The 23,907-nt window shown below is 47.7% G+C and carries 22 protein-coding genes and 1 pseudogene; 7 read left to right on the plus strand and 16 right to left on the minus strand.

Annotation, left to right across the window (positions count from 1 at the left end):
- Positions 1-40: 40 nt before the first annotated feature.
- The 7 genes from AC1S52_RS03735 to AC1S52_RS03765 form a co-directional block, all read right to left on the minus strand.
- The gene (locus tag AC1S52_RS03735; RefSeq protein WP_482027694.1) at positions 41-325 is read right to left on the minus strand and encodes a hypothetical protein; all 285 of its coding nucleotides are present in this window, start codon (positions 323-325) and stop codon (positions 41-43) included.
- Positions 326-473: 148 nt separating this feature from the next.
- Complete coding sequence (locus tag AC1S52_RS03740) at positions 474-1,172, minus strand: hypothetical protein (RefSeq protein WP_482027695.1); 699 nt, start codon at positions 1,170-1,172, stop codon at positions 474-476.
- A gap of 108 nt (positions 1,173-1,280) precedes the next feature.
- Positions 1,281-1,538 (minus strand): hypothetical protein, encoded by a 258-nt coding sequence (locus AC1S52_RS03745; protein ID WP_482027696.1) that lies wholly within the window; start codon positions 1,536-1,538, stop codon positions 1,281-1,283.
- Between the two features lie 102 nt (positions 1,539-1,640).
- Positions 1,641-2,462, minus strand: a complete 822-nt coding sequence (locus AC1S52_RS03750) for a WGR domain-containing protein (protein WP_482027697.1) — start codon at positions 2,460-2,462, stop codon at positions 1,641-1,643.
- Positions 2,463-2,521: 59 nt separating this feature from the next.
- A complete protein-coding gene (locus AC1S52_RS03755; RefSeq protein WP_482027698.1) occupies positions 2,522-4,207 on the minus strand; it encodes an AAA family ATPase in 1,686 nt (561 codons plus the stop codon).
- Positions 4,208-4,420: a DUF2997 domain-containing protein gene (locus AC1S52_RS03760; RefSeq protein WP_482027699.1), complete on the minus strand. Its 213-nt coding sequence runs from the start codon at positions 4,418-4,420 to the stop codon at positions 4,208-4,210.
- Between the two features lie 11 nt (positions 4,421-4,431).
- A complete protein-coding gene (locus AC1S52_RS03765) occupies positions 4,432-4,914 on the minus strand; it encodes a hypothetical protein (RefSeq protein ID WP_482027700.1) in 483 nt (160 codons plus the stop codon).
- 446 nt (positions 4,915-5,360) lie between these two features.
- Between AC1S52_RS03765 and AC1S52_RS03770 the strand changes: the two genes are divergently transcribed.
- The 4 genes from AC1S52_RS03770 (at position 5,361) to AC1S52_RS03785 (ending at position 8,278) form a co-directional block, all read left to right on the plus strand.
- The gene (locus AC1S52_RS03770) at positions 5,361-5,519 is read left to right on the plus strand and encodes a hypothetical protein (protein WP_482027701.1); all 159 of its coding nucleotides are present in this window, start codon (positions 5,361-5,363) and stop codon (positions 5,517-5,519) included.
- A 118-nt stretch (positions 5,520-5,637) separates the two neighbouring features.
- Complete coding sequence (locus AC1S52_RS03775) at positions 5,638-7,011, plus strand: hypothetical protein (protein WP_482027702.1); 1,374 nt, start codon at positions 5,638-5,640, stop codon at positions 7,009-7,011.
- Positions 7,012-7,048: 37 nt separating this feature from the next.
- Positions 7,049-7,576, plus strand: coding sequence for a hypothetical protein (locus AC1S52_RS03780; RefSeq protein ID WP_482027703.1), 528 nt, complete (start codon positions 7,049-7,051; stop codon positions 7,574-7,576).
- 33 nt (positions 7,577-7,609) lie between these two features.
- Positions 7,610-8,278, plus strand: a complete 669-nt coding sequence (locus tag AC1S52_RS03785; protein WP_482027704.1) for a hypothetical protein — start codon at positions 7,610-7,612, stop codon at positions 8,276-8,278.
- A gap of 95 nt (positions 8,279-8,373) precedes the next feature.
- Here AC1S52_RS03785 and AC1S52_RS03790 read toward each other — a convergent pair whose 3' ends face one another.
- The 3 genes from AC1S52_RS03790 to AC1S52_RS03800 are packed head-to-tail and all read right to left on the minus strand — an operon-like array spanning position 8,374 to position 9,438.
- Positions 8,374-8,766: a hypothetical protein gene (locus AC1S52_RS03790; RefSeq protein WP_482027705.1), complete on the minus strand. Its 393-nt coding sequence runs from the start codon at positions 8,764-8,766 to the stop codon at positions 8,374-8,376.
- Entirely contained in the window at positions 8,753-9,007 is a 255-nt protein-coding gene (locus tag AC1S52_RS03795; RefSeq protein ID WP_482027706.1) for a hypothetical protein, read from the minus strand. The genes AC1S52_RS03790 and AC1S52_RS03795 overlap by 14 nt, the downstream gene beginning before the upstream one ends.
- Before the next feature lie 2 nt (positions 9,008-9,009).
- On the minus strand, positions 9,010-9,438 hold the full coding sequence (locus AC1S52_RS03800) for a hypothetical protein (RefSeq protein WP_482027707.1): 429 nt from the start codon (positions 9,436-9,438) through the stop codon (positions 9,010-9,012).
- Positions 9,439-9,568: 130 nt separating this feature from the next.
- Between AC1S52_RS03800 and AC1S52_RS03805 the strand changes: the two genes are divergently transcribed.
- The gene (locus tag AC1S52_RS03805) at positions 9,569-9,811 is read left to right on the plus strand and encodes a hypothetical protein (protein WP_482027708.1); all 243 of its coding nucleotides are present in this window, start codon (positions 9,569-9,571) and stop codon (positions 9,809-9,811) included.
- Positions 9,812-10,029: 218 nt separating this feature from the next.
- Here the strand turns inward: AC1S52_RS03805 and AC1S52_RS03810 are convergent.
- Positions 10,030-11,141 (minus strand): annotated as a pseudogene (locus AC1S52_RS03810) (ISAzo13 family transposase).
- A 606-nt stretch (positions 11,142-11,747) separates the two neighbouring features.
- On the opposite strand from AC1S52_RS03810, the gene AC1S52_RS03815 reads away from it, so the two are divergent.
- Positions 11,748-13,847, plus strand: coding sequence for an AAA family ATPase (locus AC1S52_RS03815; RefSeq protein WP_482027709.1), 2,100 nt, complete (start codon positions 11,748-11,750; stop codon positions 13,845-13,847).
- Between the two features lie 138 nt (positions 13,848-13,985).
- On the opposite strand, the gene topA is transcribed toward AC1S52_RS03815, so the two are convergent.
- A complete protein-coding gene (gene topA, locus AC1S52_RS03820) occupies positions 13,986-16,178 on the minus strand; it encodes a type I DNA topoisomerase (protein WP_482027710.1) in 2,193 nt (730 codons plus the stop codon).
- A gap of 140 nt (positions 16,179-16,318) precedes the next feature.
- On the opposite strand from topA, the gene AC1S52_RS03825 reads away from it, so the two are divergent.
- Entirely contained in the window at positions 16,319-17,248 is a 930-nt protein-coding gene (locus AC1S52_RS03825) for a cobalamin-binding protein (protein ID WP_482027711.1), read from the plus strand.
- Here the strand turns inward: AC1S52_RS03825 and dinB are convergent.
- The 4 genes from dinB to AC1S52_RS03845 form a co-directional block, all read right to left on the minus strand.
- Positions 17,239-18,336 carry a DNA polymerase IV gene (gene dinB, locus AC1S52_RS03830; RefSeq protein WP_482027712.1) on the minus strand — a complete coding sequence of 366 codons (1,098 nt, stop codon included), beginning with the start codon at positions 18,334-18,336 and terminating at the stop codon, positions 17,239-17,241. The genes AC1S52_RS03825 and dinB overlap by 10 nt on opposite strands.
- A 13-nt stretch (positions 18,337-18,349) precedes the next feature.
- Positions 18,350-18,955 (minus strand): hypothetical protein, encoded by a 606-nt coding sequence (locus AC1S52_RS03835; RefSeq protein ID WP_482027713.1) that lies wholly within the window; start codon positions 18,953-18,955, stop codon positions 18,350-18,352.
- Positions 18,956-19,154: 199 nt separating this feature from the next.
- Positions 19,155-21,050: a hypothetical protein gene (locus tag AC1S52_RS03840; RefSeq protein WP_482027714.1), complete on the minus strand. Its 1,896-nt coding sequence runs from the start codon at positions 21,048-21,050 to the stop codon at positions 19,155-19,157.
- A gap of 845 nt (positions 21,051-21,895) precedes the next feature.
- Positions 21,896-23,869: a helix-turn-helix domain-containing protein gene (locus tag AC1S52_RS03845; RefSeq protein WP_482027715.1), complete on the minus strand. Its 1,974-nt coding sequence runs from the start codon at positions 23,867-23,869 to the stop codon at positions 21,896-21,898.
- Between the last annotated feature and the right edge of the window lie 38 nt (positions 23,870-23,907).

Consider the following 23,907-nt stretch of genomic DNA (forward strand, 5'->3'; position numbering starts at 1 on the left):
CATCATTTGTGCCAGAAACCCTATTAAAGTAGAGGTAGAGCTACTCATCCTCTTGTTGCAAAGTTGTCAGAGCATTTTGGATGAGTGATAGTGCGTCTTCGTCAGAAACAGGTACGAGTCGATAAATTCGAGTATTTTGGGCGGTGTAGCCAAAGTCTTCAATTAAGGATGCAACCAGTTCTGCTGCACGTTGAAGCGTACCGTAAGTGTGGGGTTCCTCTGTTGGCAAAATAGGATAGAAAGTTTCCTGCTCTGACCACGGCAAAGGTTCATCGACCTTAACCACTACGAAAGTTGGAGGATTTGAGTTTAGCGATTCAGGCATAGACCTCTCCAGATTAGTAAACGGGCGAGGGCATGTAGACACTGTTTAAAGTTGTCAGCCCGCCTACTCTGTCTAGAGCGGAAGCTCTACCGCGACGCGATAGCCTATCTGTGCTGCACCACTCATCCTCACCAACACCTCTGAGAATTCAGAACAAACTGACCTGCTCCGATTGACTTGATGCTTGAGTTGGATCAACTGCATTCGGCTTTGCCGTCTCGCAGAGAATCGATTTTTCTTTCGCCCGATTGCGCCGTTTTCCCCATCCCTGTTGAGCCGCGTGTTTCACCACACTTTGACGAATTGATCGGCTCAAGGTATGAAATTCAGTTTTGACAGTGTTGAACTCAATTACGTGACTACCAGTCAATTCGTAAAAATTGTCAGCTCCTTCTGGTAGTTTTTTATGCTTCCGCATTACCTCATTGCCTGCCCAGATGTAAAGGTCAGAATAGTCCCGGTGCATTGGAGCTTCAAAACTAGCAGGCATCATGTAGGTCAGCACTTCAGTGGGTGTCGCGTAATCCCCGACTTGATCTTGTTCATATTCATTAAGGATGAGTTCCAGGCGATCGTGAATGCAGGCAACCTTCAACCAACTTGGAGTCGCGTCACCCCACAAACTACGATGCAAAACCAATGGTCCTGCCAAATATCGGACGTGGTGAATCGAAAATTCTGCCATTTCCAACATACATGCTAATAGTTCTTTGGGAGTATCGAGGGATGCTAAAAGCCGCAACATTTCCAGAGTGCTGGTTGAGAAACGAGTATCTTGGTTAGCAGCCTCTTTACCGACTTGAATGGTTCGCACTAACTCTTCAGAAATCAAACTCAGTTGATCCATCGTGCAAATCTCCTATAGCAACATCGCTACAACCAGCAAGCAGGCTGGAGCAACGAACTTTTACAGCACTCGGTTTACAGAAATAGATTTGTTAGCAGAACAAACACATTAACGATTTTGTCTGCGATCTAAATTGCGGAGCTGTAATTCTTGCCACCAGGTTGTGCTCCTTTCTGTCAGTCCTTCTAATCGATATAGCCATTGATAGATTTGTTCTTCCGTTTGTACGCACCACATTCCTACAATGGTTCCAACTTCCTTAGTTGTTTTGACTTTAACGATTTGGAAGAATGAAAACTCCGGCATTGGAACCGTTGGATTCAACACTGGGACTGCGCGTGTAGAATCATTTGATTGCACTGTCATTAGTAGATGCCTCGAATTGTCTTAAATGCATCAATCAACCAGCCAGCAGGCTGGAGCGTATTGTCCATCTGGTCAAGGGTGCTACTGAGTCAAGCTTTGTTTTTATTCCCAAATAACACCAAGTGCGCGATCGTCGGTATAGCGAGTTGGATTTGAGGGATTTGCTGGAATAGATTCCATGTCTCCCCAAATAACCCAGGTACTGCGATCTTGTTTTTCAGCTTGTGTGAGATTGGTCAGTGCCGTCTGGATGAGCTGGCGAACCTGAGCAATTTGATCAAGCGCCCAGTCTAAGATTTCTAGCACTTGCTCTTGCTGAATGATTTTGCTAGAGGCTCCCAAAAGTTCGCTCGTGTTGAGCCTGCGTCCAACGGGCATTGGTATGAGTTGGATGTAGTTCAACACGCTTTCTGCAAAACGAGGATCTGAAATTTCCTGATGGTAAGCTACCCGTGCTAATACTTCCCGTGCCTGAGCGATCGCATGAGGGGTAATGGCTCCACATTGGCTTATGAACATGCCTCGGTGAACATCAAACTCAACACTGGTGTAAGGCTTAATCGTATCGAATCGAGCCTGAATTTGAGCAATCTGTTGCTGAATATCGGCTGCGATTGAGCCAAGGGCGGCATAATTGAGAGAGTCTTGTTGAGTGGGAGGCTTTCCTGGTTCATACCCTTTTCGGCTTTTCTCGCTAATTAGGGAGCGGAGCTTGTTCTGAGCGACTGAAACAGTTCCACACTCATAAACGTGAACACTGGGCTTCTTGCATCCAATCCGTCCGTACTCCACGTAAATGTATCCTTCTGATGCAACCCAAGCCGCCCAGAATTTGTAGTGGTTTTCACCTTCGTCCGCACAGCGTAAATAAACAGTTTCAATTGGATCGGTCGGTTTTGGGAGAGTTGGTTTTGATTTAGCCATGACTGGTTGAGGATTAAGCGAACTGAGGAGGCAATCAACCCACCTCCTCAGTGGATTGATTAGTTGTCGTCGGGGGTTTCGAGACTGCTGGCATCCCAGACAACTTCGCGATCGCCTGTTACAGCACTATGTTGCTGAAGGGCATCGGGGTCAACGAATGCTGCATGTCCTGCGGCTGCCCATTCTCGAAGCTGCTTGAGACGCGGTGGGTTGTTGCGGAACTGAGCCGGAGTCTGGTCAATTTCGGCATAGAATTCTTCCAATGACACTTGCCCTGGTCGTCCCTGAGCGTAGGCATTGGTGGCACAGATGGTCACGATTAGCTGAATCTCGTCACCACTGAAGTCAGCCGAGCGCCGGGAGAGCAGTTCCAATCGGGCTTCATCAAAGGGTTGCAGACGACGCTTTTGCATCTGGACTCTGAAGATATCCTTGCGGGCGGCGGTACTGGGCAAATCAATGTAGAACCGTTGGGTGAACCGTCGTAGGAGTTCGGGTTTGAATCCCCAAGGTTCGTTTGCGGTTGCCGCAACAAACACCTGGCGATCGTGGTTTTGGAACCATTGGATGAAGTAGCCAAACATCCGTCTGCCAGTATCGCCATCCCCAGAGCCAGATGGCAGCATTTTGTCGATCTCGTCGATAAACAAGATGCAGGGTGACATCGATTCTGCGGCGGCAATCGTGTCTCGCAGATTCTTTTCAGAGGCTCCTAACTCCTTCTGCATCAACTTGGACGTGTCTAGCAGGATGACCGGGAGTCCCCATACCTGGGCAACACACCGCACCGCTAACGTTTTGCCTGTGCCTGCTTCACCGACTAGAAGAGCACCGCGAGGGAAATCAAGACTCCACTCCTCTTTGGCACTGGGTTCAAGCAAACTGAGCTGCGTTCTTGCCCATTCTTCCAGGATTGGCATTCCCTGAACTGGAACGTCCGGGGGTTGGGCGTACTCAATTCCGCGGGCGGCAAACTGCCGCTTCTTGCGCTCCAGAATCTTGGGGATGAGGTCAGCATCAATCTTGCCATGCTGAATGGCTGCCAGTTGAATTGCATCATCCATGCCTTCGGGTGTCATTCCCCGCAGTGCACGGATCAGTTTCTTCGTATCGTCCTCAGAAAGCTGATTTCTCAACTTCCTGGAGCCTGCACTTTTCAGGAGAGCCGCGATTCGTCGTTCTAGAATATCGTGGGTTTCGGACTCTGAGGGGAGGGGGTTTTCTGTCTCTTCAACCAAGTCTCGAAATTGGGTTGGCAGCTTAATGTTTTCATGGAACAGGATCATGCGATGACGCGATCGCTTGAGTGCTTTGCAGGTGTTGATAAAAGCCCGTTCAATTCCGGTGTCTGTGTTGCGTTCTGCGATAAACGGGTAGAGGTCTTGAAATAGGAACAGGGTGGGAGTTGGAGGTGTGTGATCCGTGATAAATTTTTGGCACTGCTCGGTGACAAACCTCAAGACGCTGAGAACCGGATGTCCCTTGATTTCAAACGTAGAACCTTCGCTGCGGACGATTCTGCCTTGATCATCGAGTGCCAGTTTTTGTAGCCGTCCTCGGTTGTTCTGCCCCACATCCTTGGATAGATCTGCATCCCAAATCAACACGTCCATGTTGCGAGGTTTGGCGAACTCCATCAGCAGGTGGGCGATCGCCACATCTTCGGAAACCGTGCGGGTGTTAATGGCAATGGTTCCAAGTCCAGAGTTGGAAAGCTGGGCAATCTCTGTTGTATTTAGTGCCATCTACCAACCCTCCGCGTTGACGGATGTGGATTGGGGGACTGTTTCAGTGACTTCTCTGTAATAGTCAGCGGTGGGTGTCATTTCAACCTTACCCATCGCTTCTAGGGGTTTCGTAATTTGGGTGCAAGCGGCTCCTTGAACTCCAAAGACTTTCACCTGCATGGGTTTGCCGGGGGTAAAGGTGACTTCAACGGTTGGTCTTGTTGTTTCCATGATTCAACTCCTTACCAGGCTGCGACGGTTTCAATGTTGGGCTTACCATGCATCACCAGACGTATGGAGCCATCGGGCAGGTGCTCTAGCGCTTCGTAGTCCCAAAGCTGGACTGGAAACTGAGTTTCAACAAAGGCGCGTTCCGTTTCGATTTGCACTTGCTGCATGAAGGTTTGCAGGTCACCGAACTGCTGCCCAAGCAAGTTGCGCTGAAAGTCCCAGGCATCAATTTGAAGCTGGAAGATGCCGGAATCATCCTGTAAAAAGCCGATGTCGATCAGAGCTTGCCGATCTTCTGTGTTGAGGTACTGACGGCGAATTATCAGGTGTGCATATTTTTGATCGCGGCGATCATAGTGGTTGATCAACAGGGCAGGTGTTTCGTGGTCTTCAATTGGGGCTTGAATTTTGTAAGCTTCTAAAACACGAGTTAACCCCGTCTTGAGGCTGGCGCGATCGTTGAGAACGGTGCTGATGCTTGAGAAGTGACTCATGGGTAATGGGTTTGAAAGTAGATGTGATAAGTGGTTAGCACTGAATTGACAAACAAAGGTGTTAACCGTTTATCGCAAGCTGTACAGCCTAGCCCGACGGTAGTCGGGTCAGTTTAGGCAAATCTTGAATGTCTTTGTGCTACAAAGTGATCGCATTTAGAAATGCGCGAATTACTGAAATGAGAAAGCAACCGCAGAGTGAGAAGGCAAATGGCTGTTTTGCTTGTCGATTCTTGAAAAGAGCAAGGGTTTCTAATAAGAAATGTTAATGGCAGCACTGAGAAGGGAATAAGGGGGGCATTAAGTTGTATTGCTCTCTACCCAACTCATAGGAGGCGATTACGCTACGAACCTATAAGGCTGCCTTTTGGGCATGATTTAGGATTGCTGGTGGAACCATAACGTAGTATTCTCTCAATAGATTTATCTGCTTGGGTCTGCCCCCGATGTCTGATTCTGTGGAGGGTTTCCATGCGCCAGCCAGCCGCGATCGCCATTCTGATTCTCCTCACAGCCTTTCCTCTTCCTGTCCTCGCTCAGAACAGAAGATTGGTAAGTTCTGGTTGTCGGCAAGGATTCTGTTGGGAGACTTACGTTATTGGTAAGAAGGTTATCCGTCAAGATCAGTCGAACGGGAAACCACAAACTGTCTATCTAGTCGATTCAGAAAGCAAAACCTCTCGTGGAACAGATCAACGGCAAGACTGGGTACAGTGTTCTACCATGCAACCCTTTGTCGCTTTTACTTCACCTGTAATCGATCCAGATAAAGTTTATGTCAACTTTATTAATCCTGGTGATGATCAACTGCCTAACGCTGTAATTGGCTCTCATTTGATGTATTGGGCAATTTGCCATGATGAATGGGAACCAAACCTAAGCAGTATGGCAGGAAAGGCAAAGTTATTAGGGTATTCTTTGCAGTTGAGAACCGATTACCAACAAGTTGCTAAAGCAGAATTTATTGCTTCGATACCAGTAGCCTCACCAGTTCTTCCCAATTCTTCTGCCCAATCAGAATTATCCAGCAGTCAATCAAATCAAGGGAATTCCACTGGTGTTTCCGACACTCCGCTTTCGGGGGAAGTAGACGGTAAAGAAGTCACTGTGAGTGAAACTAAGGGGGAAGTAACAGTAGAAGTTCGATACAATGACTCTCCATCAAGGTGTAAACAAGCTGGACAAAAAATTACTGTAAAACATAGCGCATCCGGCTTTGTTGAAGGTGGTGTTAGCTATAGGCTCCCCGGTTGCTTTAAAGGAATTAGGATTGTTAATCTTGATTCCGACATTAAGGTTTTTGGTAAAGAATACAATGAAGTGATTCTAGATTATCAACACTTTGATGGCAGTACCGGAGTGATAATTTACGATGGGTGTGGTGACTGTAATAGTGTAGGAGCAATTCAAGTTCGTAATTTCGAGAAAAAGTTTAGATCAGGTTATTACTTGGAGGATGCAGATAATGATGGTGCCTTAGAAATTATTACTGATGACCTTCCAGTTGAAATAGGACAATTCAGCACAGTTCAAATAGAAGGGCGGAAATATCAAGCACAGGTAACTGATGTAACCAGAGATAAGTTTCCTGTTTGGTATGCGCGTGAGACAGCACGCCGACTACGAGAGGACTACCCTGGTTGGAGGGATAAACTTCTCGGCTGTCCTTGCACTGCGGACGTTGCTGCTAGAAAAACTGCTGCGTTCGTTGAATCAAATGCTGCTGAACGTTTAATTGAGGGTGACTACCATCCAGGAGCAGTAAGATTCTTTCGATCAGCCAGTCCGGAGACATACACAAGTCCAACAGGGAAAGAATTACAACCCGGACAACAGTGCGTCTATGATGCTACGGGGAAATTAATTACAGATGGAGCGGGGGCAGGAACGCCTGATGCATTTGCTCCTGTAGGTACTCCTTCGTTCTCCAACTTACACATGAACACAGATGTACATCCCTTTGATATTCTCAAGGAGCATTTTTTCGTTACCTATGAAAAGTTGGATGAAGGTTGGAAGGAATACCAACAAACTTGGAAGCCCGACAAAGGCAGGGATGATAAAGGTAATGTTTGTCCAACTAATAAAGTGCCTTAAGCCTTCAACAAAACAAAAGTAAAAGGAGATAGCAAGATTGCAATACGTAAAAAAGATTGGATTCATAACTAAATCATTTATCCAAAAGCAAAGTTCTATGATGCACAATACAGGAAAAGGATTTTCAGTTGGCGTAGCAGTTTTTTCATCAATCGTACTTGCCGCTTATCCCAGTCTTGCTGACCCAAGTAGTTCATCTGCTGGAGTGATTCAAGGCAAGTTGTCTTACCCCTCAGACTTTATTCCAGCAATGACTGTTTGCGCTCAGTCTGCCAGCAATTATCAACAACTGACTTGCATTCGCACAAAAGAAGGACAACGCACCTTTAAACTGCCTGTTAAGGCTGGAGAATACTTCGTCTTCAGTCAAGTAAAAGGAAGTTTCACCGACGGAGCTACTGGACAAGTTTACGATGCATTTTTCTACTATGCGAAGAACCGTGCTCCAATCCCCGTGCAGGTAACTGCTGGTAAAACAATCAGCGGTGTTTCTCTAAATAATCAAAGAGTTTGTCACTATGGTCTTCCCGCTGCCGCCTATTGCGTAACACCCTCCACTAATTAGGAAACCTTCTTTTAACTACCAGGAAAACCTCTAATGAGTGAAGAAGAAAAAGACAAAAAATCTAAGCTTGCTGGTTGGATAGCACTGATAGGAGCCATTGCAGCTTTGCTAACAGCGATAGGCTTCAATCAATTTTTTCCTGGTTTAGTGAATCGGTTTCTCTCATCTTCTCCATCTCCTTCACTTCCAGCAGTAGGAACAAGCCCTTCACCATCGTCACAACCTCCTCCAAGCACACCTAGTTCTCCTTCTCCACCTCCTTCCGCTGCGCCTCCCTCTTCTCCAGCACCTGCAAAAATCGCAGCAGTTGAAAAAGACTTTTTTAAGTTTCAACTGCAAGAGTGCCAGAGAAGCGGAGAAGATGTTCAATGTAGTCTTTTGGTAACGAATCTAGCCAATGGAGACAGAGAATTTGCATTGAGTGGCAATTACGGTAGCCTCAGTAGAGGCATTGATGTTTCTGGCAATGAGTATGCTGCTACGCCTTATTCTCAACTAGGTCAAGCGCAAGGAAGCCCAATGTATGGTTTTGCCAAGGTGAAATTAATTCCAGATATTCCGATCAAAGGAAATCTTTATTTTACTGGCATACCACAGAACGTTAGCAAACTCGCATTACTTGAAGTAGGCTACATTGTTTACGGTCCCTATGCTGATTATCGCAGTGTTAAATTTCGTGATATAGACGTTGTATCTAAGTAGAAATTTGGTGTGCTTATAAAGCTTTAAGGGTTTAACAACAAGCGATCGTCTCACTCTACAGAGCGATCGCCCCATCTCTGACTTCCACACGACCCTCAAATCAAATTTAGTTGTTCTGCCTCTGGTGCTGCTTCGGACTGCTCCTCCCATTCCTCAGCAAGGTCAGAGTATAACTCCACTAACTCCGTACCCTTTGCCTCCTGATAAGCCTCATACTCCTCACCAGGGTTCTCTGCAACGGCCTCCGCAGGTGAAATATCTCCCCAATCCACCGCATCATAGCCAGGAAAATCAGGCTCCCATCCCGTCAGCAGCTTCTCCTCGGCTTCCCAGAACATCAGCCCGTTCCGCATGATTTTGTACTCTCGGCTATCTCGCTTTGGTCGGGAGCTAAACACATCCCAGGCTTCAAGCGTGCCATTCAGGGTGTAGCGAAACGCGATCGCGCCACGCTCAAACTTTGAAATGTGGGGTTTAGCCGTTGTCATCGCTGTCACCGTCCCAATGGTGCAAACATTTACCCGACTTGTTACTCCGCTTGTCCTGATGCACGGCTTCCTCTGGACAACCTGGCTCCTGGCACTGGGAGTCTTCCCGCTTTTTGTACTCCTTATCCAACTCCTTCTTAGTTTTGGAGTCGGAACTATGATACTGCTTCCATTCTGCATCCGATCGCTCCGCTTTGTAATTAGAGCTTTTGGGAGACAGCTTTCGTTTTTCATCACTCATGGTTAGAAACCTCCCGGTTGTCGGTTATTGAATGTGAAGTCGTAGTGCTGAAAAGTTACTGCCCGGTCATACTCCAAGACCAGCCAGGTACTGGGATCAAACGCCATTGGATAGGCATCGCGACGAGGGGCATACATAGTGGGAGCGAGTTGGCAGTAAGGCGTACCAATCACTTGAACAACCTCCTCCCAGAGCGCTCCTCGCCACAGTTGCATGACGATTTCAAGTTGTTTACGGCTAATTCGGGCACTGGTTCGCCGCATCTGAACCCAAGGCTCTGCCTGTCCTGCCACAGCAGGGGCGGCAGGAATAAGGATGAAAAGCTGGGTTGCTAGGGCTAAACCTGTAGAGAAAAATGCGAACTTTTGACCGTTGAAAATGCCACAAACGTCCCAACCGTTGGAATTTGAACATGCTGAATTGACAGGCATAACGCCCTCCACAAAATGCGATAAGCAGGTTCAGCTACCTGTCATTGCAGTATAGCAAAACAGCAAAATAGCAATACTGTAATTTGGCTTTTCTTCTATGCCAGAATTAACCCTTGTTTTGGATACTGCAATGGCTGAAGGTAAACCAGTTCAGTTTCGGGCACAGGTTCCGCCGGAGATTGATTTCTTGATGCGAGCGATCGTGCCCCTGAAGAATACCGGAAAGGACTGGACGATTAGCGATGTGGCAACAGAAGCTTTTATTGACTGGTTGAGGAAGCCAGAAAACCGACAGTTAGTAGAACAGCACAATCTGTTGCAGGCGCTAGAGCGGCGCGGTCTCTCGACAGATATCTATGAGACGGAGGGTTAATCAAGTTAAGGAAAACTGAATGGGCTGCTTGGAGCCTCTAAACATCGCTTTCATTCAGCGAATGGCGGCAGCCACAGAACTGAGCCAATGTCACTTGCATGACGATTTAAGGGAATTGTGGGTGTGATGCTTAAAGGCTGTGCGATCGCCCGACGTGCCAAGCAAGTGCGGGATAGCTTGCAGCAGAGTGAGTCTTTAGGAGATTTCTGAGAACAAAACTACCCACAAATAGGTCGAATCAAGATGTCCCATTTGGGTAAATCTGGATTGCGCTCCAACCGATTCTCAACCTCACGCATGGCTGTCTTTGACAGAGAGATTCCCTTGGCATAGGGTCGTTGATTTAATACGACGATAGGATGAATACCTTTCCAGGTCATACTGGTTGCCCATTGCAGCATGGTGTTGACATCTTTGAGTTGAGTGCCATTCCAGTGTTGTTCTAATATTCCCCAACAGCGCTCAATTGGATTGTATTTACTGTGATAAGGCGGATAGTAAAGCAGTTGAATCGGCTTGCCAATCTGGTCACAAAACTCCACCATCCGCTTGAGAAATTGAGTGCGAACTCCACTACTTTCGGGTCCGTTATCGACTTTCAGTTGGAGCAGGGTGGTTTGGGCTTGTTGAGTTGCACTCAAGTTTGTCCACCAAGCCTCCAGGGTATCGACGATGAAGTCACTGGTTTTACACGAACTGCCAAAGTAGATGGACAATTGCCCACTATCCTCATCCACCATGCCACAAGGAATGTACTTTTCTTGGCAACCTAAATCATGGTCACTCGCCTGATTGTCCCCCCGGGTTCGCCCACCACGAGAATACTCACCGATGTTGACGGTGGCTTTGCAATCGATGCTCACTCGTTTGACACGGCCATCGTCTGACTTGCGGTCTTTGGTTTGAATGTTGGCAAAAATCGCATCCGTTTCTGGCAGTTTTTTTGTGGTTTGGCTTTGACCACCGCTTGCAGTCGATAACCCATGCGATTGAGAATCACAGCCATGGTGCTGGGTGCAGGCAATTGCTCACGCACAAATCCTTGCTGGTGCAATTGAGTAACCGCTTCTTGAGCAGTTAAGCGGGTATAGGCAATCGAGGTTTGAAACGTTGGATCTTGTTGAGCATGCGCCTCGGCTAGCGCTCGCAGGGCTGCTGCTGCTTCCGGTTGCCGCTCTTCCCAGCGTTTGGCTCCCCCATACCCTGATTGTGCTCCCACACACACAATCCCGGTTCGCTTTTCTGCCAGTCCCACTTCGACGCTCTCTCGTCCCCATCCAAACACCCGCTCAGCCATGCGAGCACTGCCATGACAATACTTCAGGGTCATCTGCGCTTGAAAACTGCGCCGTTCGACTCCACGCAGTTTAGATGCAGCCAAACACAGATCTGCGATCTGCGACGAGCTAAGGGGTCTTTCGACTTGAGGAGAGGGTTCCAATGTTCTACTTCCTTTCTTGTTGGAACAACTGGAAGAATTTTACCCTTGGGTAGTTTCTTTGTCAGAAATCTCCTTAGGATGTTTGATGTGAAGCATCTCTCATTCCGTCTTTTGCAGCTTTATCCGGTAGCTGATAGCGCTATTGGTTTTTGACCTAATGAATCGCCCTAACCATATCTGCATCACAAAACCTGGGCCAGATTAGCCGGATTAAATCAGCAGCCCAGATGGCTGAAGGAAAGGGAGATCGTCTAATGTCATAAATCTGCTTGTTAGAATAGAAACTGACCGTTGTTTACCTGAACGAAAGAGAAGAGGATTGGACTCAATCCAGCAAACACTTGCCAGAAAACAGTTGTGAGTTAAGCCTCAAAGATTTTGATAAAGGATAGCTGTTTTATATAAGTACTCTTATACTACTTAATTAAGGATAAGCCTCACCCTGATGAATCAGCGTCAATTTGATTAAATGTATCAATGATAAGTGGTGTAGAGATGTTAAAACTTATTGGCTTTCGAGTTACGAGCTTTCGATCTGTTGATGATAGTGGCTGGATTGACGTAAGTAAGGTGACCTCGCTTATCGGTACGAACGAGTCTGGTAAAACGAATCTTCTTCTTCCACTTTGGAAGTTAAATCCAGCAAAAGATGGAGAAATTAACCCAATAGCTGACTATCCACGAAAGCAATATAACGAAATCCGTCAGACAAAACCCAAACCAGTGTTTATCGAAGCTCGTTTTGAGTTAACAGATTATCTTGCAGAGAGGATCGCTAAGGTAACTGGTTCGGTAGCGTCTGAAGTCAAAATCGCTATTGTCAAACGAAACTTTAGTGGTGAACATCAGGTCAGCTTCCCAGATGCTATACCTAAACGCCATGTACCAAAGGCAGATGTTACGCAGCTTTTCTCTGAAGCCTTGACCGCAATCTCTGATTTAACGGTAGCAGGGAAAAGTGAGGAGCCATTGAAGGCTGAGATCCTCAATGTTCTTGAAACAGCAATAACGCGGGTGAAGGATGTAGACAAAGAGGTTGAAGAAGAATCACTCAAGAGTCTTAAAACCTTACTCGACGGTGTCAGTCTTGAAAACACACTCAAACGCTCAATCATAGTACCTCGTTTTGGACAAGTCATTGATTCGATTAGTGAAATGATTGGTAGTATCACAAAGCCACACCCGAAAGACTCTAAAGAAGCTAAAGACTGGGTTATCAATAACCTGCCAGCTTTTGTTTACTATTCCAACTATGGAAACCTAGACTCTGAAATCTACTTGCCCCATGTAATCGACAACATGAAGCGAACAGGATTGGGTAACCGTGAGGAAGCGAAAGCAAGAACGCTGAAAGTTCTTTTTGAATTTGTGAAGTTAAATCCTCAAGAAATTTTGGACTTAGGGCAGGATTTTCCAACCAATCAGGGACAGCCTAGTGAGCAACAGATTAAAGAAATTAGAGAGAAGAAAAAAGAACGAGAGATTCTCTTGCAGTCAGCAGGAACAAAGCTTACACAAAGCTTCCGAGATTGGTGGAAGCAGGGGGAGTATCGTTTTCGCTTTCAAGCAGATGGTGATCACTTTCGCATCTGGGTATCTGATGACAAGCGCCCTGAAGAAATTGAGTTGGAAGGACGAAGCACTGGATTGCAATGGTTCCTGAGTTTTTATCTAATTTTTCTAGTTGAAAGTGCTGATAGTCATGATGGGGCAATTTTGCTCCTTGATGAACCAGGAATGACATTACATCCAATCGCACAGCGGGATCTCTCTGATTTCTTCGCAAACTTGGCAGAAACTAATCAACTTGTTTACACTACGCATTCTCCATTCTTAGTGAATCCTGATCATCTTGATCGTGTAAAGGCAGTGTACATCAACGATGATGGAACGACAGCAATATCAGCTGACTTAAGGGCAGGCGAAAAAAATCCTGCTCAAACAAAATCTATTTATCCTGTCCATGCAGCTTTAGGTTTGAGTGTTTCCGAGACTCTTTTTCAAGGATGTCAAGCAATTGTTGTAGAAGGACCTGCTGATCAGCACTACTTAAGTGCTATCAAAAACTATTTGATTGGGAGAGGAGTAATTACACCAAAGCGAGAAATCATCTTCGTTCCCGCAGGAGGGGTTAAAGGTGTAAGTGCCGTTGTTTCACTGCTAACAGCAAAAGATGAGGCACTGCCCTACGTCATTTTTGATTCAGATACTCCAGGGCAAAATATGGCAAAGCAGCTTTCAAGCAACCTTTACAACGGAGCAAACGACCGAATTATTATGATCGGTGATATTTGTTCTATGGCAAATGCAGAGATTGAAGATTTGCTCCCCACTGACATTTTAGTTAAAATCCTTACGAGGCTTTATTTCAGGGATATTGATGACGATTTTGGAGATGCCATTGAGGAAGAAAGACCAATTGTTCCACAAATACAGGAGTATGCTCAGAAGCATGACTTAAGTCTTCAACTTGGTTGGAAGGTGGATGTTGCAATACAAGCAAAAACTCGTCTTCTTAAAGACAACGATCCGATGAAGAAGCATGAGAATCTTGTGGAAATTTGGAAACAACTATTTGAAAAAATACAACCGTAATGTGGTTGCTGTCCTGAATCTGCTCATTATGGCCCCTCTTGTTATAGACTGAACCGGAAGTCATCTCACGGGAAAGGCGAACACCGTTTTTGGAAGTTGTAATCGCCGAGGGAACATGAAGGTACGATCTCTCCCCCCTTACTTCACCAAATCCAACTTCAACGTCCCAAACTTCGGCGACCAAAACCCGTCCCGCCCCTCAAAAAACGCTACCTCCTTACACTTGCCCCGTCGATTCTCCAACAGCGAACATCGCAACATCACCTTCTCCTTCCCCTCCTTTGTGTAAGGATAACGCTCCAACAATGCCCCACATACCGGACAGGGAACATCTGTAAATGCCTCTGGATCAGGCGTGCGTTGAGCATAAGGCAACTCATAGCGCTTCCCTTGCGGATTCCAAAGCATCACCGTGCCACAGCCTGCCGCGCCACACTTGAGAAAATGATTTGCCTTCAGCTTCTTGGATTTCGAGGGAACCTTACTCATCGCCTCCCCACATTTGGGACAGGCGGTTTTCGTTACTGTTGCCTGGGACTTTGGCTTGCTTGAGTCAGGCGATCGCGTAACAGTCCCTTGGGAAGATCGCGCTTCACTCCCATTTATTTTTTGAACACCATTGGCTTGCAGCCGTTGACCCGCTTTCTCCAACGCTGGTGCAAAATAGGTGCGGTGCCAATCGAGCAGATACGATTCCCAATCTTGCTTTCCCTGAGCGATCGCGTCCAATGCTGACTCCATTTGCGCTGTAAACTCTGGTTGAATCAACTCTGGTAGCAACTTTTCCAATGCCCCATCCAATTCCAGTCCTAGTGCGGTTGGCTGGAGCTTGCCTTTCTCAACCTGCACATACTCCCGCTCCTTCAGCGTCTTGATAGTGGGTGCATAGGTGCTGGGTCGCCCTACTCCTTTGCGTTCCATCAACTGCACCAGTTTCGGTTCCGTATAACGCGGTGGGGGTTGGGTTTGCTTTTTGTCAGCAGCTGCCTGCTTCAGGGTGAGCGACTGTCCCTGCTGCAAAGTGGGAAGTTGGCTATCGGCACTTAAGTTGTTCCAGTAGCGGGTATAGCCAGGAAACTCGACTACCTGTCCGTTCGCTTCCCATTGCACGGCACCCGATTTCGTGACCACCCGCGTTTTCCGCAAGCGAGCAGGACAACATTGAGATGCCACGGCTCGATTCCAGATCAACTCATACAGTTTTACTTCCTCTGCACTTGCTTGCAACTGTTTGGGCGATCGCTTTACATCCGTGGGGCGAATCGCTTCATGGGCTTCCTGTGCTCCTTTGACGGCTCGATGTCGGGTTGTTTTGCTTGGCACATTGGTGGAATCATGTTCTTCCAGATATTGGCGCACCGCAAGACAAAATGGTTCGGCTAAAGTCACTGAATCAGTTCGCATGTAGGTGATGTGACCCGCTTCATAGAGTGCTTGCGCTACTTTCATCGTTTTATCGGGACTAAAGCGCAGTTTTGCCCCTGCTGCCTGCTGCAAGGTGGAAGTAATGAAAGGAGGGGGTGGCGATTGATGGGCAACTTTACCCTCAATGGCGACGACCTGATGCGGATTGGAACGAGCGATCGCCACTAACCGATCAGCTTCTGCTTGACTGCTCACGCGATCGGACTCTTGACTTTCTTTGCCTTCCGTTGCATCATCAGCGGCTTCAGTGGCGCTTGCTGGGTTAGCATTCAGTTTGGCACGGTAGAACGCCTTAAATCCTTCCTGATACTCCACCCAAACGCTCCAGTAATCTTGGGGTTTGAACGCTTGAATTTCTTTTTCCCGCGTACACAGTAGATGCAGCGTTGCACTCTGCACCCGACCCATTGACTTCGCCCCAATACCCAGTCTCCACACCACATGCTTACTGCCCTTGTAGCCCACCAGTTTATCCAGACAATCTCGCGCCCGTCCAGCGGCAATCAGAGATTGATCAAGCGATCGCGGTTGGGCGATCGCAGCTCTCACAGCTTGCGGTGTAATTTCGCTGTAGACCACCCGACGCGGATTTTTCAGTCGCAATTCCTGCTGTAAATGCCAACCAATGGTTTCCCCTTCGCGATCCGGGTCAGTAGCGATGTAGACCGCATCCGCTTGTTTCACGGCTTGCCGCAGGTCTGACAACACCTTCTTGCCTTTGGCTCCTCTCGGTTCATAGCGGCATTCGATGTGGCGATCGTGCAAATCAAAGCCCAACGCATCCTCACCATCGTCCGCCAATTCTCGCACATGTCCCATGCTGGCTTTCACAATCCAGCCCGAACCCAAAATCTGACTCAATTTTTTGGACTTGCCCGGACTTTCAATCAATAGCAGGTTTGCCATCGGTCAGTTTCCAACTCGTATCTTCATAGTACAGACGATCTAGAAAAGAGAAAACGGTACTCAGGCTGCCCCGCTGGAGAACCTCTGTTGATGATTCTCCTTTAGACTACAAACGGGTGGCTTTCGAGGACAGAAACCGTATGCCTGAATCATTGCCAAGAATTGTCTCGCTCTTGCCCAGTGCGACTGAGATTTTAGCCGCGCTGGGATTAACTGAGTATGTTGTTGGGCGGAGTCACGAGTGTGATTATCCACCTGGGATTGAAACTCGCCCCATTTGTACCGCTGCCAGACTCAAAGTTCAAAAGCCAAGTGTTCAAATTGATGCGGATGTGCAGACGCTGTTGCGATCGACCTTGAGCCTCTATGACATTAAGCTGGACGTGCTGGCAGCGCTCCAACCAACGCATATCGTGACGCAAGACCAGTGTGATGTGTGCGCCGTCAATTTCTCTCTGGTCGAAGCAGCGGTTGCCACTCTCAGCCACCCCCAGCCGCAGGTCATTTCGCTGCAACCCCAGACGTTGACCGATATATGGGCAGACATTCAACGAGTGGCTGATCGGTTGGAAGTTGATGCAACGCCTGTGCTGACGAAATTGCAAACTCGTATTGAGGCGTGTCAGCAGAAAACCTCTGCCATTCCATCGGACGATCGCCCAAAGGTGGCGGCGATCGAATGGATTGATCCGCTCATGGGCAGTGGCAACTGGATACCTGAATTAGTGGAGTTCGCGGGTGGACATAACCTGTTTGGAACAGTCGGGCAGCACTCCCCCTACCTCTCTTGGGAAGCCCTGATTGAAGCAGATCCGGATGTCATTATCGTCATGCCCTGTGGCTTTGATTTACCGCGCACTCACCAGGAGATGCACCAGGCAATGGCAACTCATTCGCAATGGCAACAGCTACGAGCAGTCCGGCAACATCAGCTTTACCTCACCGATGGCAATGCCTACTTCAATCGCCCTGGTCCTCGTTTAGTTGACTCACTGGAAATTCTGGCGGAAATTCTGCATCCAACTTTGTTTGATGCCAGGTACAAAGGCAGTGGATGGAATCAATACTGAGAGTAGGTGGGAAATTCAAAACACAACTGCACATAGCTCAAGGACGGGGATGGCTCCAGCAAGTTGGAAACCGTAATACCTAATAATCTGACTTTTCGCTGCGTATCAAGATGGAGCAACAGTAATTCCTTTGCCAGGTTGTAAATGACCTCCGCCTCCTGTAGCAGTCGATCTACGGTTCGACTCCGAGTGATTTGCTCATAATCGGCGTATTTCACTTTCAATGTAAGTGTATACCCATAGCGTTGATGCCGATCCATGCGCTCTTTGACCTGTCTGGAAAGATCCGCCAACTCGGTGGACATGGTTTCCAAATCACCCAAATCTTGGGCAAACGATTGCTCGGCTCCAATGGATTTACGGACCCGATTGGGATTTACCGCGCGATCGTCCTGGCCTCTGGCAACGCGATAATAGAATTGCCCTGCTTTGCCAAACCGCTCCATCAAATCTGCCTCTGACCACTGCTTCAAATCTGCGCCTGTATGAATCCCCAATGCCTTCATCTTGGTTGCAGTTGCGTCACCCACACCGTAAAACTTCTCAATCGGCAAGGTTTCCACAAATGCCTCAGCCCGATCGGGTGGAATCAAGGTGAGTCCATCGGGTTTATTCAGTCCAGAGGCAATCTTTGCCAGAAACTTGTTGATCGAGACTCCGGCTGAAGCGGTTAGATGAGTTTCTGACCGAATGGCTTGCTTGATCTCGCGGGCAATCGTGGTCGCCAGGGGAATGTCCGATTTGTTGCTCGTCACATCCAGGTAGGCTTCATCGAGGGACAGTGGTTCAACCAGATCGGTGTAGCGATGGAAGATGTCTCGAATCTGCTGCGAAACTTGCTTGTAAACCTCAAATCGCGGTTTGACAAAGATGAGATGCGGACACCGCTGCTTGGCGATACGGGAAGGCATGGCAGAATGAATGCCGTACTTCCGTGCCTCATAGCTAGCAGCCGCTACCGCGCCCCGCTGTTCAGGTCTGCCTCCCACCACAATAGGCTTGCCCTGGTACACAGGGTTATCCCGCTGTTCCACAGACGCGAAGAACGCATCCATATCAATGTGGATAATTTTGCGAGGAGCAAACATACAACCGTCAATTCTACTTCGCGGCTTCTGACTTTCTTCGTCCTCTCGTTGACGGTGATTTGGTAGTTGCTTTGGCTGTTGAGGATTTGCGGGTGCGGGATTGCCGAGTGCTAGTTTCGCTCGTAGCTTTCGTTTTAGTGGCAGCCGATTTCGCTGTCTCAGCCGACTGTGCTCGCCCCCTTCTTGCCTTAGTAGAAGCGGGTGTCGGTTCTGCCATTACCTCATTGGGAGGGGTTTCTAATGTAGAGGTTTCTGATGATTCTTGAGGAGAAATTGCTTCTTCTGAAGCTGGTGCGAAAGCATCTGCTTCACCAATGGATTTTTTGGCTCGTTTCGCTTTGGTTTTCGCTGTTTGCCGCTTACCGGATGGAACGTAGTTCTTGAGGGTCAAGGCGCTGATTTTGATGCCTTTCTCAGATAGCATTTTTGCCAAATCTTCATAGTTATATCCTTTAGCAAGTGCTGCCTTAAGGGGGTCTTGCATCTGCTTGACTGCTTCTCGTAAGGATAGGTCTTCCTTTTGCTTTTCCGGCAACTCTTGCAGGAAAGCACTTGCCGGTCCAACAAGTTCTTGATTTACAGCCGTTGCTCTCGGACGTTTACGAGTTGCAGTTGCCATCTTTAAAAAGTCTAAAATGCCAACCCTATTCTATGCGCTTAATTCCAAAGTGAACACAATTTTATTGCGATGAAAATGCTGGTGCAACGATAAGTGCATAAAAAACGAACAAAGAAAATATTGCATTGAAAATGATGAACCGACTTCTATGTAATGATCCTGGTGATGGGATTAAATAATCATCGTGAATTTCTCTTTTTTAGACCAATTGATTCTCCAGCCATAATTTCCATTGAGTCAACTCAGCATCCGTCAGCATTGTTTGAGAGCATTTACCAAAGAGTTCAAACAGGCGATCGCTCACCTGCTGCGGTGTCAGTCTCAATCGCTCAATCTGAAGCGTAATTGCTGCTAACTCCCTTAACCGCCTATTTTCTAATGGTTGTGCCAGAACCTCATCCATTAGAGGAAGTTGTCGCTGATTTATATCAAGAATGCCTGGGTTGACCTGTGCCCATGCCAGGGCCTCTGCCATCAAAATGGGATCTCCTGAATCTAAATAGTGCTGCATCCGCTCCACATATTTCGTCTGAGACGCTTCTCGCTTAATTTGCTGATGGTGTTGCTGCGCCAATCTTGATGCCTCTTGGCGAGCTTCCTGCTGGGCTTTGAGGTCAAATAACACCTGCTGGACGTACTGAATCCCGTGAGATAAATCCAAACTAGAATTGCTGAATTCCACTTGAGCTGGTGGATTACTGCCCGTCGAGGGACTCATTGAGAGTTTTGAACTATCAGAACCATTGCTAGAAGGGTCATCACCGTCTGTGGTAGGTAATAAGCTTGGGGGATTGTGCCAGTTAGATGCGTCCTCAACGCGATCTAACTGGCTATCCACTTGCAGATCAGGGGGGTTCGGGGGGATTTCCACAAGGTAACTGGGGTGCCACAGATCTCGATGACGATAGAGCGAACCACCACCAATGTTGTGTTGCAGCAAGGCGTGAAACCGAGCAGTCGCTTTGACTGGTAATGATCCTTGTTCAAGTAAATCCGCGATCGCTCTGCGAATCCTATCCCTGGTTGCTTCTGACTGGCGTTGATTCCAGGTCGGCAGTTGTTCAATTGCGTCGTCAATTTCCTTTGCTTTGAATTTGCCACTGGGATCGCCGTAGTGGAAATAATGACTATTTTCAATACACCGTACCCATTCCTCAACTCGGTGTTCAATCTCATGTTGATGCTGGCACCATTCTTGGTAGCCTGGAAGGGCTTGCGCTGTTTCAACAATAGTGTCAATGAGTGATTGCCCTTCTAAGGGTTCACCACCGGAAAGGACATGGTGAAAGATGTACTCTCGCATGGTGATGCGTCCGAGTAAACGATTGGTTTGTCCATAGCCAGTCCATCCCAGTTCAATTTCAGCATTGAGATCATTGATGAACTTTTCGGCTTTACCAGAGATGTGAAACTGTCGTCGCTTTGCTTGTTTGAGAATTTGCTTCAGCGTTGCTTTATCGATGTCATTGCGTTGTTGAGATAAATTCCACTGTTGAATAAAGCTTTTTTGACTCGTCCAGATGGGTTGAGAGTCCTCATTCAGAAGGTAAGAGCCTGCTTGCAAAGGAAGACGGTGGGCGTTGAAGAGGCTAGGAGCACCATCGACAATGTAAGGTTTCGGGTTTGGAAAGACTTCCAGATGTCCGGGAAAAAGCTTGAAGCCAGCATTTTCTAGCAGTGCAGCAAGGACGATCGCCAATTGCCAACTGCTTTGAGGTTGTTGGAATGGCAAATAGACGTGTAAACCACCGCTATAACTGGAAGTACAGGCGATGATACTAACGAGTCCCAAGGGCTCGAGTGCTGCAATGATGCGCTGTAGTGCAAACGGATCTTGCTTTGGGTGGTAGGGACTCCCAATGTCAATATCAAGTAAGCCGTAGCAAGTTTCTGCCCCGAACCGCACACCATAAAGATAGGCTCCCTGTCGAATTAAGCGATCGCTCAACGGATGGCGGCTCTCTGTTTTCCAGTCTGGTGATGTTCCAGCGACCGGATGCTCTGCCCAAATATAGTCAAACCGATGGGGGAAGAGCAGGAGAAATTCATCATCCCATTCCTGAACGTATTGAAATTGAGAGAGTGCTGTTTGCATAGCGGCTCCTAGATCACGGGAGCCGGGACTAAGTCACGGTTTCTCTAGCCTAAATAGAGCTTCTGCTGATTAGACCTGACGATCACAAACACTACGATCGCAACAGCAAGTCATCCTGTCCTCGGAAATGCATAGCTCTATGAGTCTGCTAAATGGCAGGAAAAATTGCACATAACAAAACTGCTACCTCTTGCACATTGTGATAGAGATAGTATCCTGAATACAGATGCACAAAAACATCCCACCAATTCTGAAACGACTCTCGTTTCAGAAACGGCTAGGAAACCGGGATAAAGGAGGCTTTGGCGAGACTCTGTCCCGGTTTTCTGTTGTTAATAACTGAAGTTTCAAGTACTGCTGAGTGTGCTGCTTACCTCCCCTGTTCCTGTTCTATGGCTTCATCTGTAACTACGCATAACTGTAGTTAGCTGCGTGCCATTCTACTTAGCCAGTACAAACGCTCACTTTGTTTACTGGCGATCAAGATCATATAGATCATTAGGTTTGTTTACTATTTCTGAAAGCTTTTAGCTGAAAGGGTTTCGGAGATCCAAAAAATAGTTTTGTCCCCTGGGTTCGGGGTTTTTACCCCCTGGGTTCGGGCTTGCAGTCCCCTGGGTTCGGATAAGTTGCCCTCTAGGGGCGGGGTAGTTTGCCCCTGGGGATCGGGGTAATGTCCCCCAGGTTCGGGAATCTGTTTACAACTCAAAATGTTTGCCAGGATTGACTTGGCTGGATTTGAATAGTAACGCTGTAAACAGTAGTGATGTGTTGTTTACTGTTTACTTGTTTACTCATCCACCTGTTTACACTGTTTACTGTTTACTTTGGAAGCCTACAAACTTTTACGTATCTAACCCCAGAACAGCACGTAACTGGCTAGCATCCTCAGGTTTGATACTGCGTTTACCCCGCTCGATAAGACTAATCCACATCTTGGTTTTGCCTAGCTTCCTGCCCAACTCTTCCTGACTCCAGCCCTTAATCTCTCTAGCGGCTTTAATCTGTTCGCCGCCAAAGGTGGAGCCTGCTCTAATTGGCTTGGGGGAAACTGGACGACTTTCCACATCAATGGTTCGTTTCTTACGCTGAAGTTTAGCAATCCCATCAGCAATCTCTTTGGGAGGATGGATGAATAGGCGACTGTTGCGGAGTTGTTCCCAGAAGCCTTTGGGACGCTTTTTCTCACCGCGTCCTCCCTCCTTCCAGTCGGGTTGAATTTCAGGTGGATAGGTGACGGGGTCAAACTCGATCGCTAACCCTGCTTCATGCAGCACCAAAAGATCTCGATCCCAAGTATTCGCAAGTTCACTACGCAGGTCGCGATCTCGTTGGGCAGCAGTAACTTTTTCTGCACCGTAAGCAACTTCCATCAGGGTTGAGGTCAGCATGACCTGATTGGTGCTAACCCGCATTCTGAAGGACAGCCACGCCAGCATTCGGGCGGCTCCTTCGCTGTGCTGCCAAACACGAGTAATCGTTTGCAGAAGCGTCTTAGACAGAACACCGTACTGATAGAAGGCGTTGCCTTCGTCTGAACCTCGCTTGTTGAGGAAATACTTTGCCCACATCCCCGCCCGACAACGGATCGTCAGCCCGGTACATTTGATGTCACCAAAAAGGTCTCGTTGCCCGTGATATCCGATCGCTACCTCCCACAGGCGGCTTTTCTCCACATAAAAGCTCTCGATATTTCCCTGCTGCGGCCAGTGCAAGAAGGTGAGAATTTGAGCCGGTTGCTCGGAGATCCGTTCAATCAGCTTGAGTCGCTGCTCTTTGGTTAAATCTTTCCGTTTATCAAGTCCCATATAGGATGAGATTTGAGCATCATCAATCACAAACTCCTCTTCCCAAGGGCGATCAAGCGTAGTGACGTGAGCCGCGTAGATCAAGTGCATACACGCAGCCCGAATGTCAAACGTCTCAATCACTGCCAAGGCCGCTTCTCCTGCCAAAGCTTCCGGGTACTGTTCCTCTGGACTGTCAGTGACCCAAAATATCAGCCGCCCCCTACCATCTTTGAGCGTGCTGGTATAGGTCAACTTGCCGTCTTCATCGGGTTGCCACTGGAGGTCACTACGCTGCGTCAAAATATTGACGCTTTCCCAGAGCAGCTTACAGGTTGCAAAATTACTGCTGATACCATTGGCAAATAGATCGGGATTGGTTGCCGGAGCCTTTGGAACGGCTTTTTGTTGCCCTAAGCCCGACAGCCACTCCAATTCCTGGAGGGTTTTACTGGGCAAATCATATTTATTGAGAATGAGTTGAACGGCTTGGTCAATATAAACTTGCAAAACGGAGGAAAAGTTGGACTTGAGCGAATCGGAGGCATCATCAAAAATGTAGCGGTAAAGCGCCTTCAACCGCGTCTGCGAATCCATCTGTTCTAATGCAATCTGGCCCAAATCTTTTTCCATCTCCGCAAACGCCATTTTGGTTAAGTCAAACCACATATAGGAGGCGGAAGACTCCCAGAAATTTAACGCCTTAAACAAATGTTCTACCTGTTCTTCAGCCGCAGCAGATTTACGCGGGGCTTCGGTTGTTCGAGCGAGCGCGACCGTGTACTTGCCGTCTTTGCTTTTCTTGACATCAAGATAGGAAGACTGAATCTTACGACGCTCAATCTCTCGTGAGTTCAGGGCAAGCTCAACCCGCTGGCGGTAAACCTCGATGATTTGTTGCGAAATTTGAATGGCAACGAGCTGGAGAATGGGCGATCGCGAAAGTTCCTCCTTAAACTTTGCCTCCCACTCGTCTGGAATGGAAGCAAGGAGGGTCTGTCTATCGATCGCGAGTGGGTTGTCGAGTGCCATGACCTTAACCGCCTGCTGTGTTCGCTATCTTACAGCAA

The organism is Kovacikia sp. CALU 1929 (genome assembly GCF_056784235.1).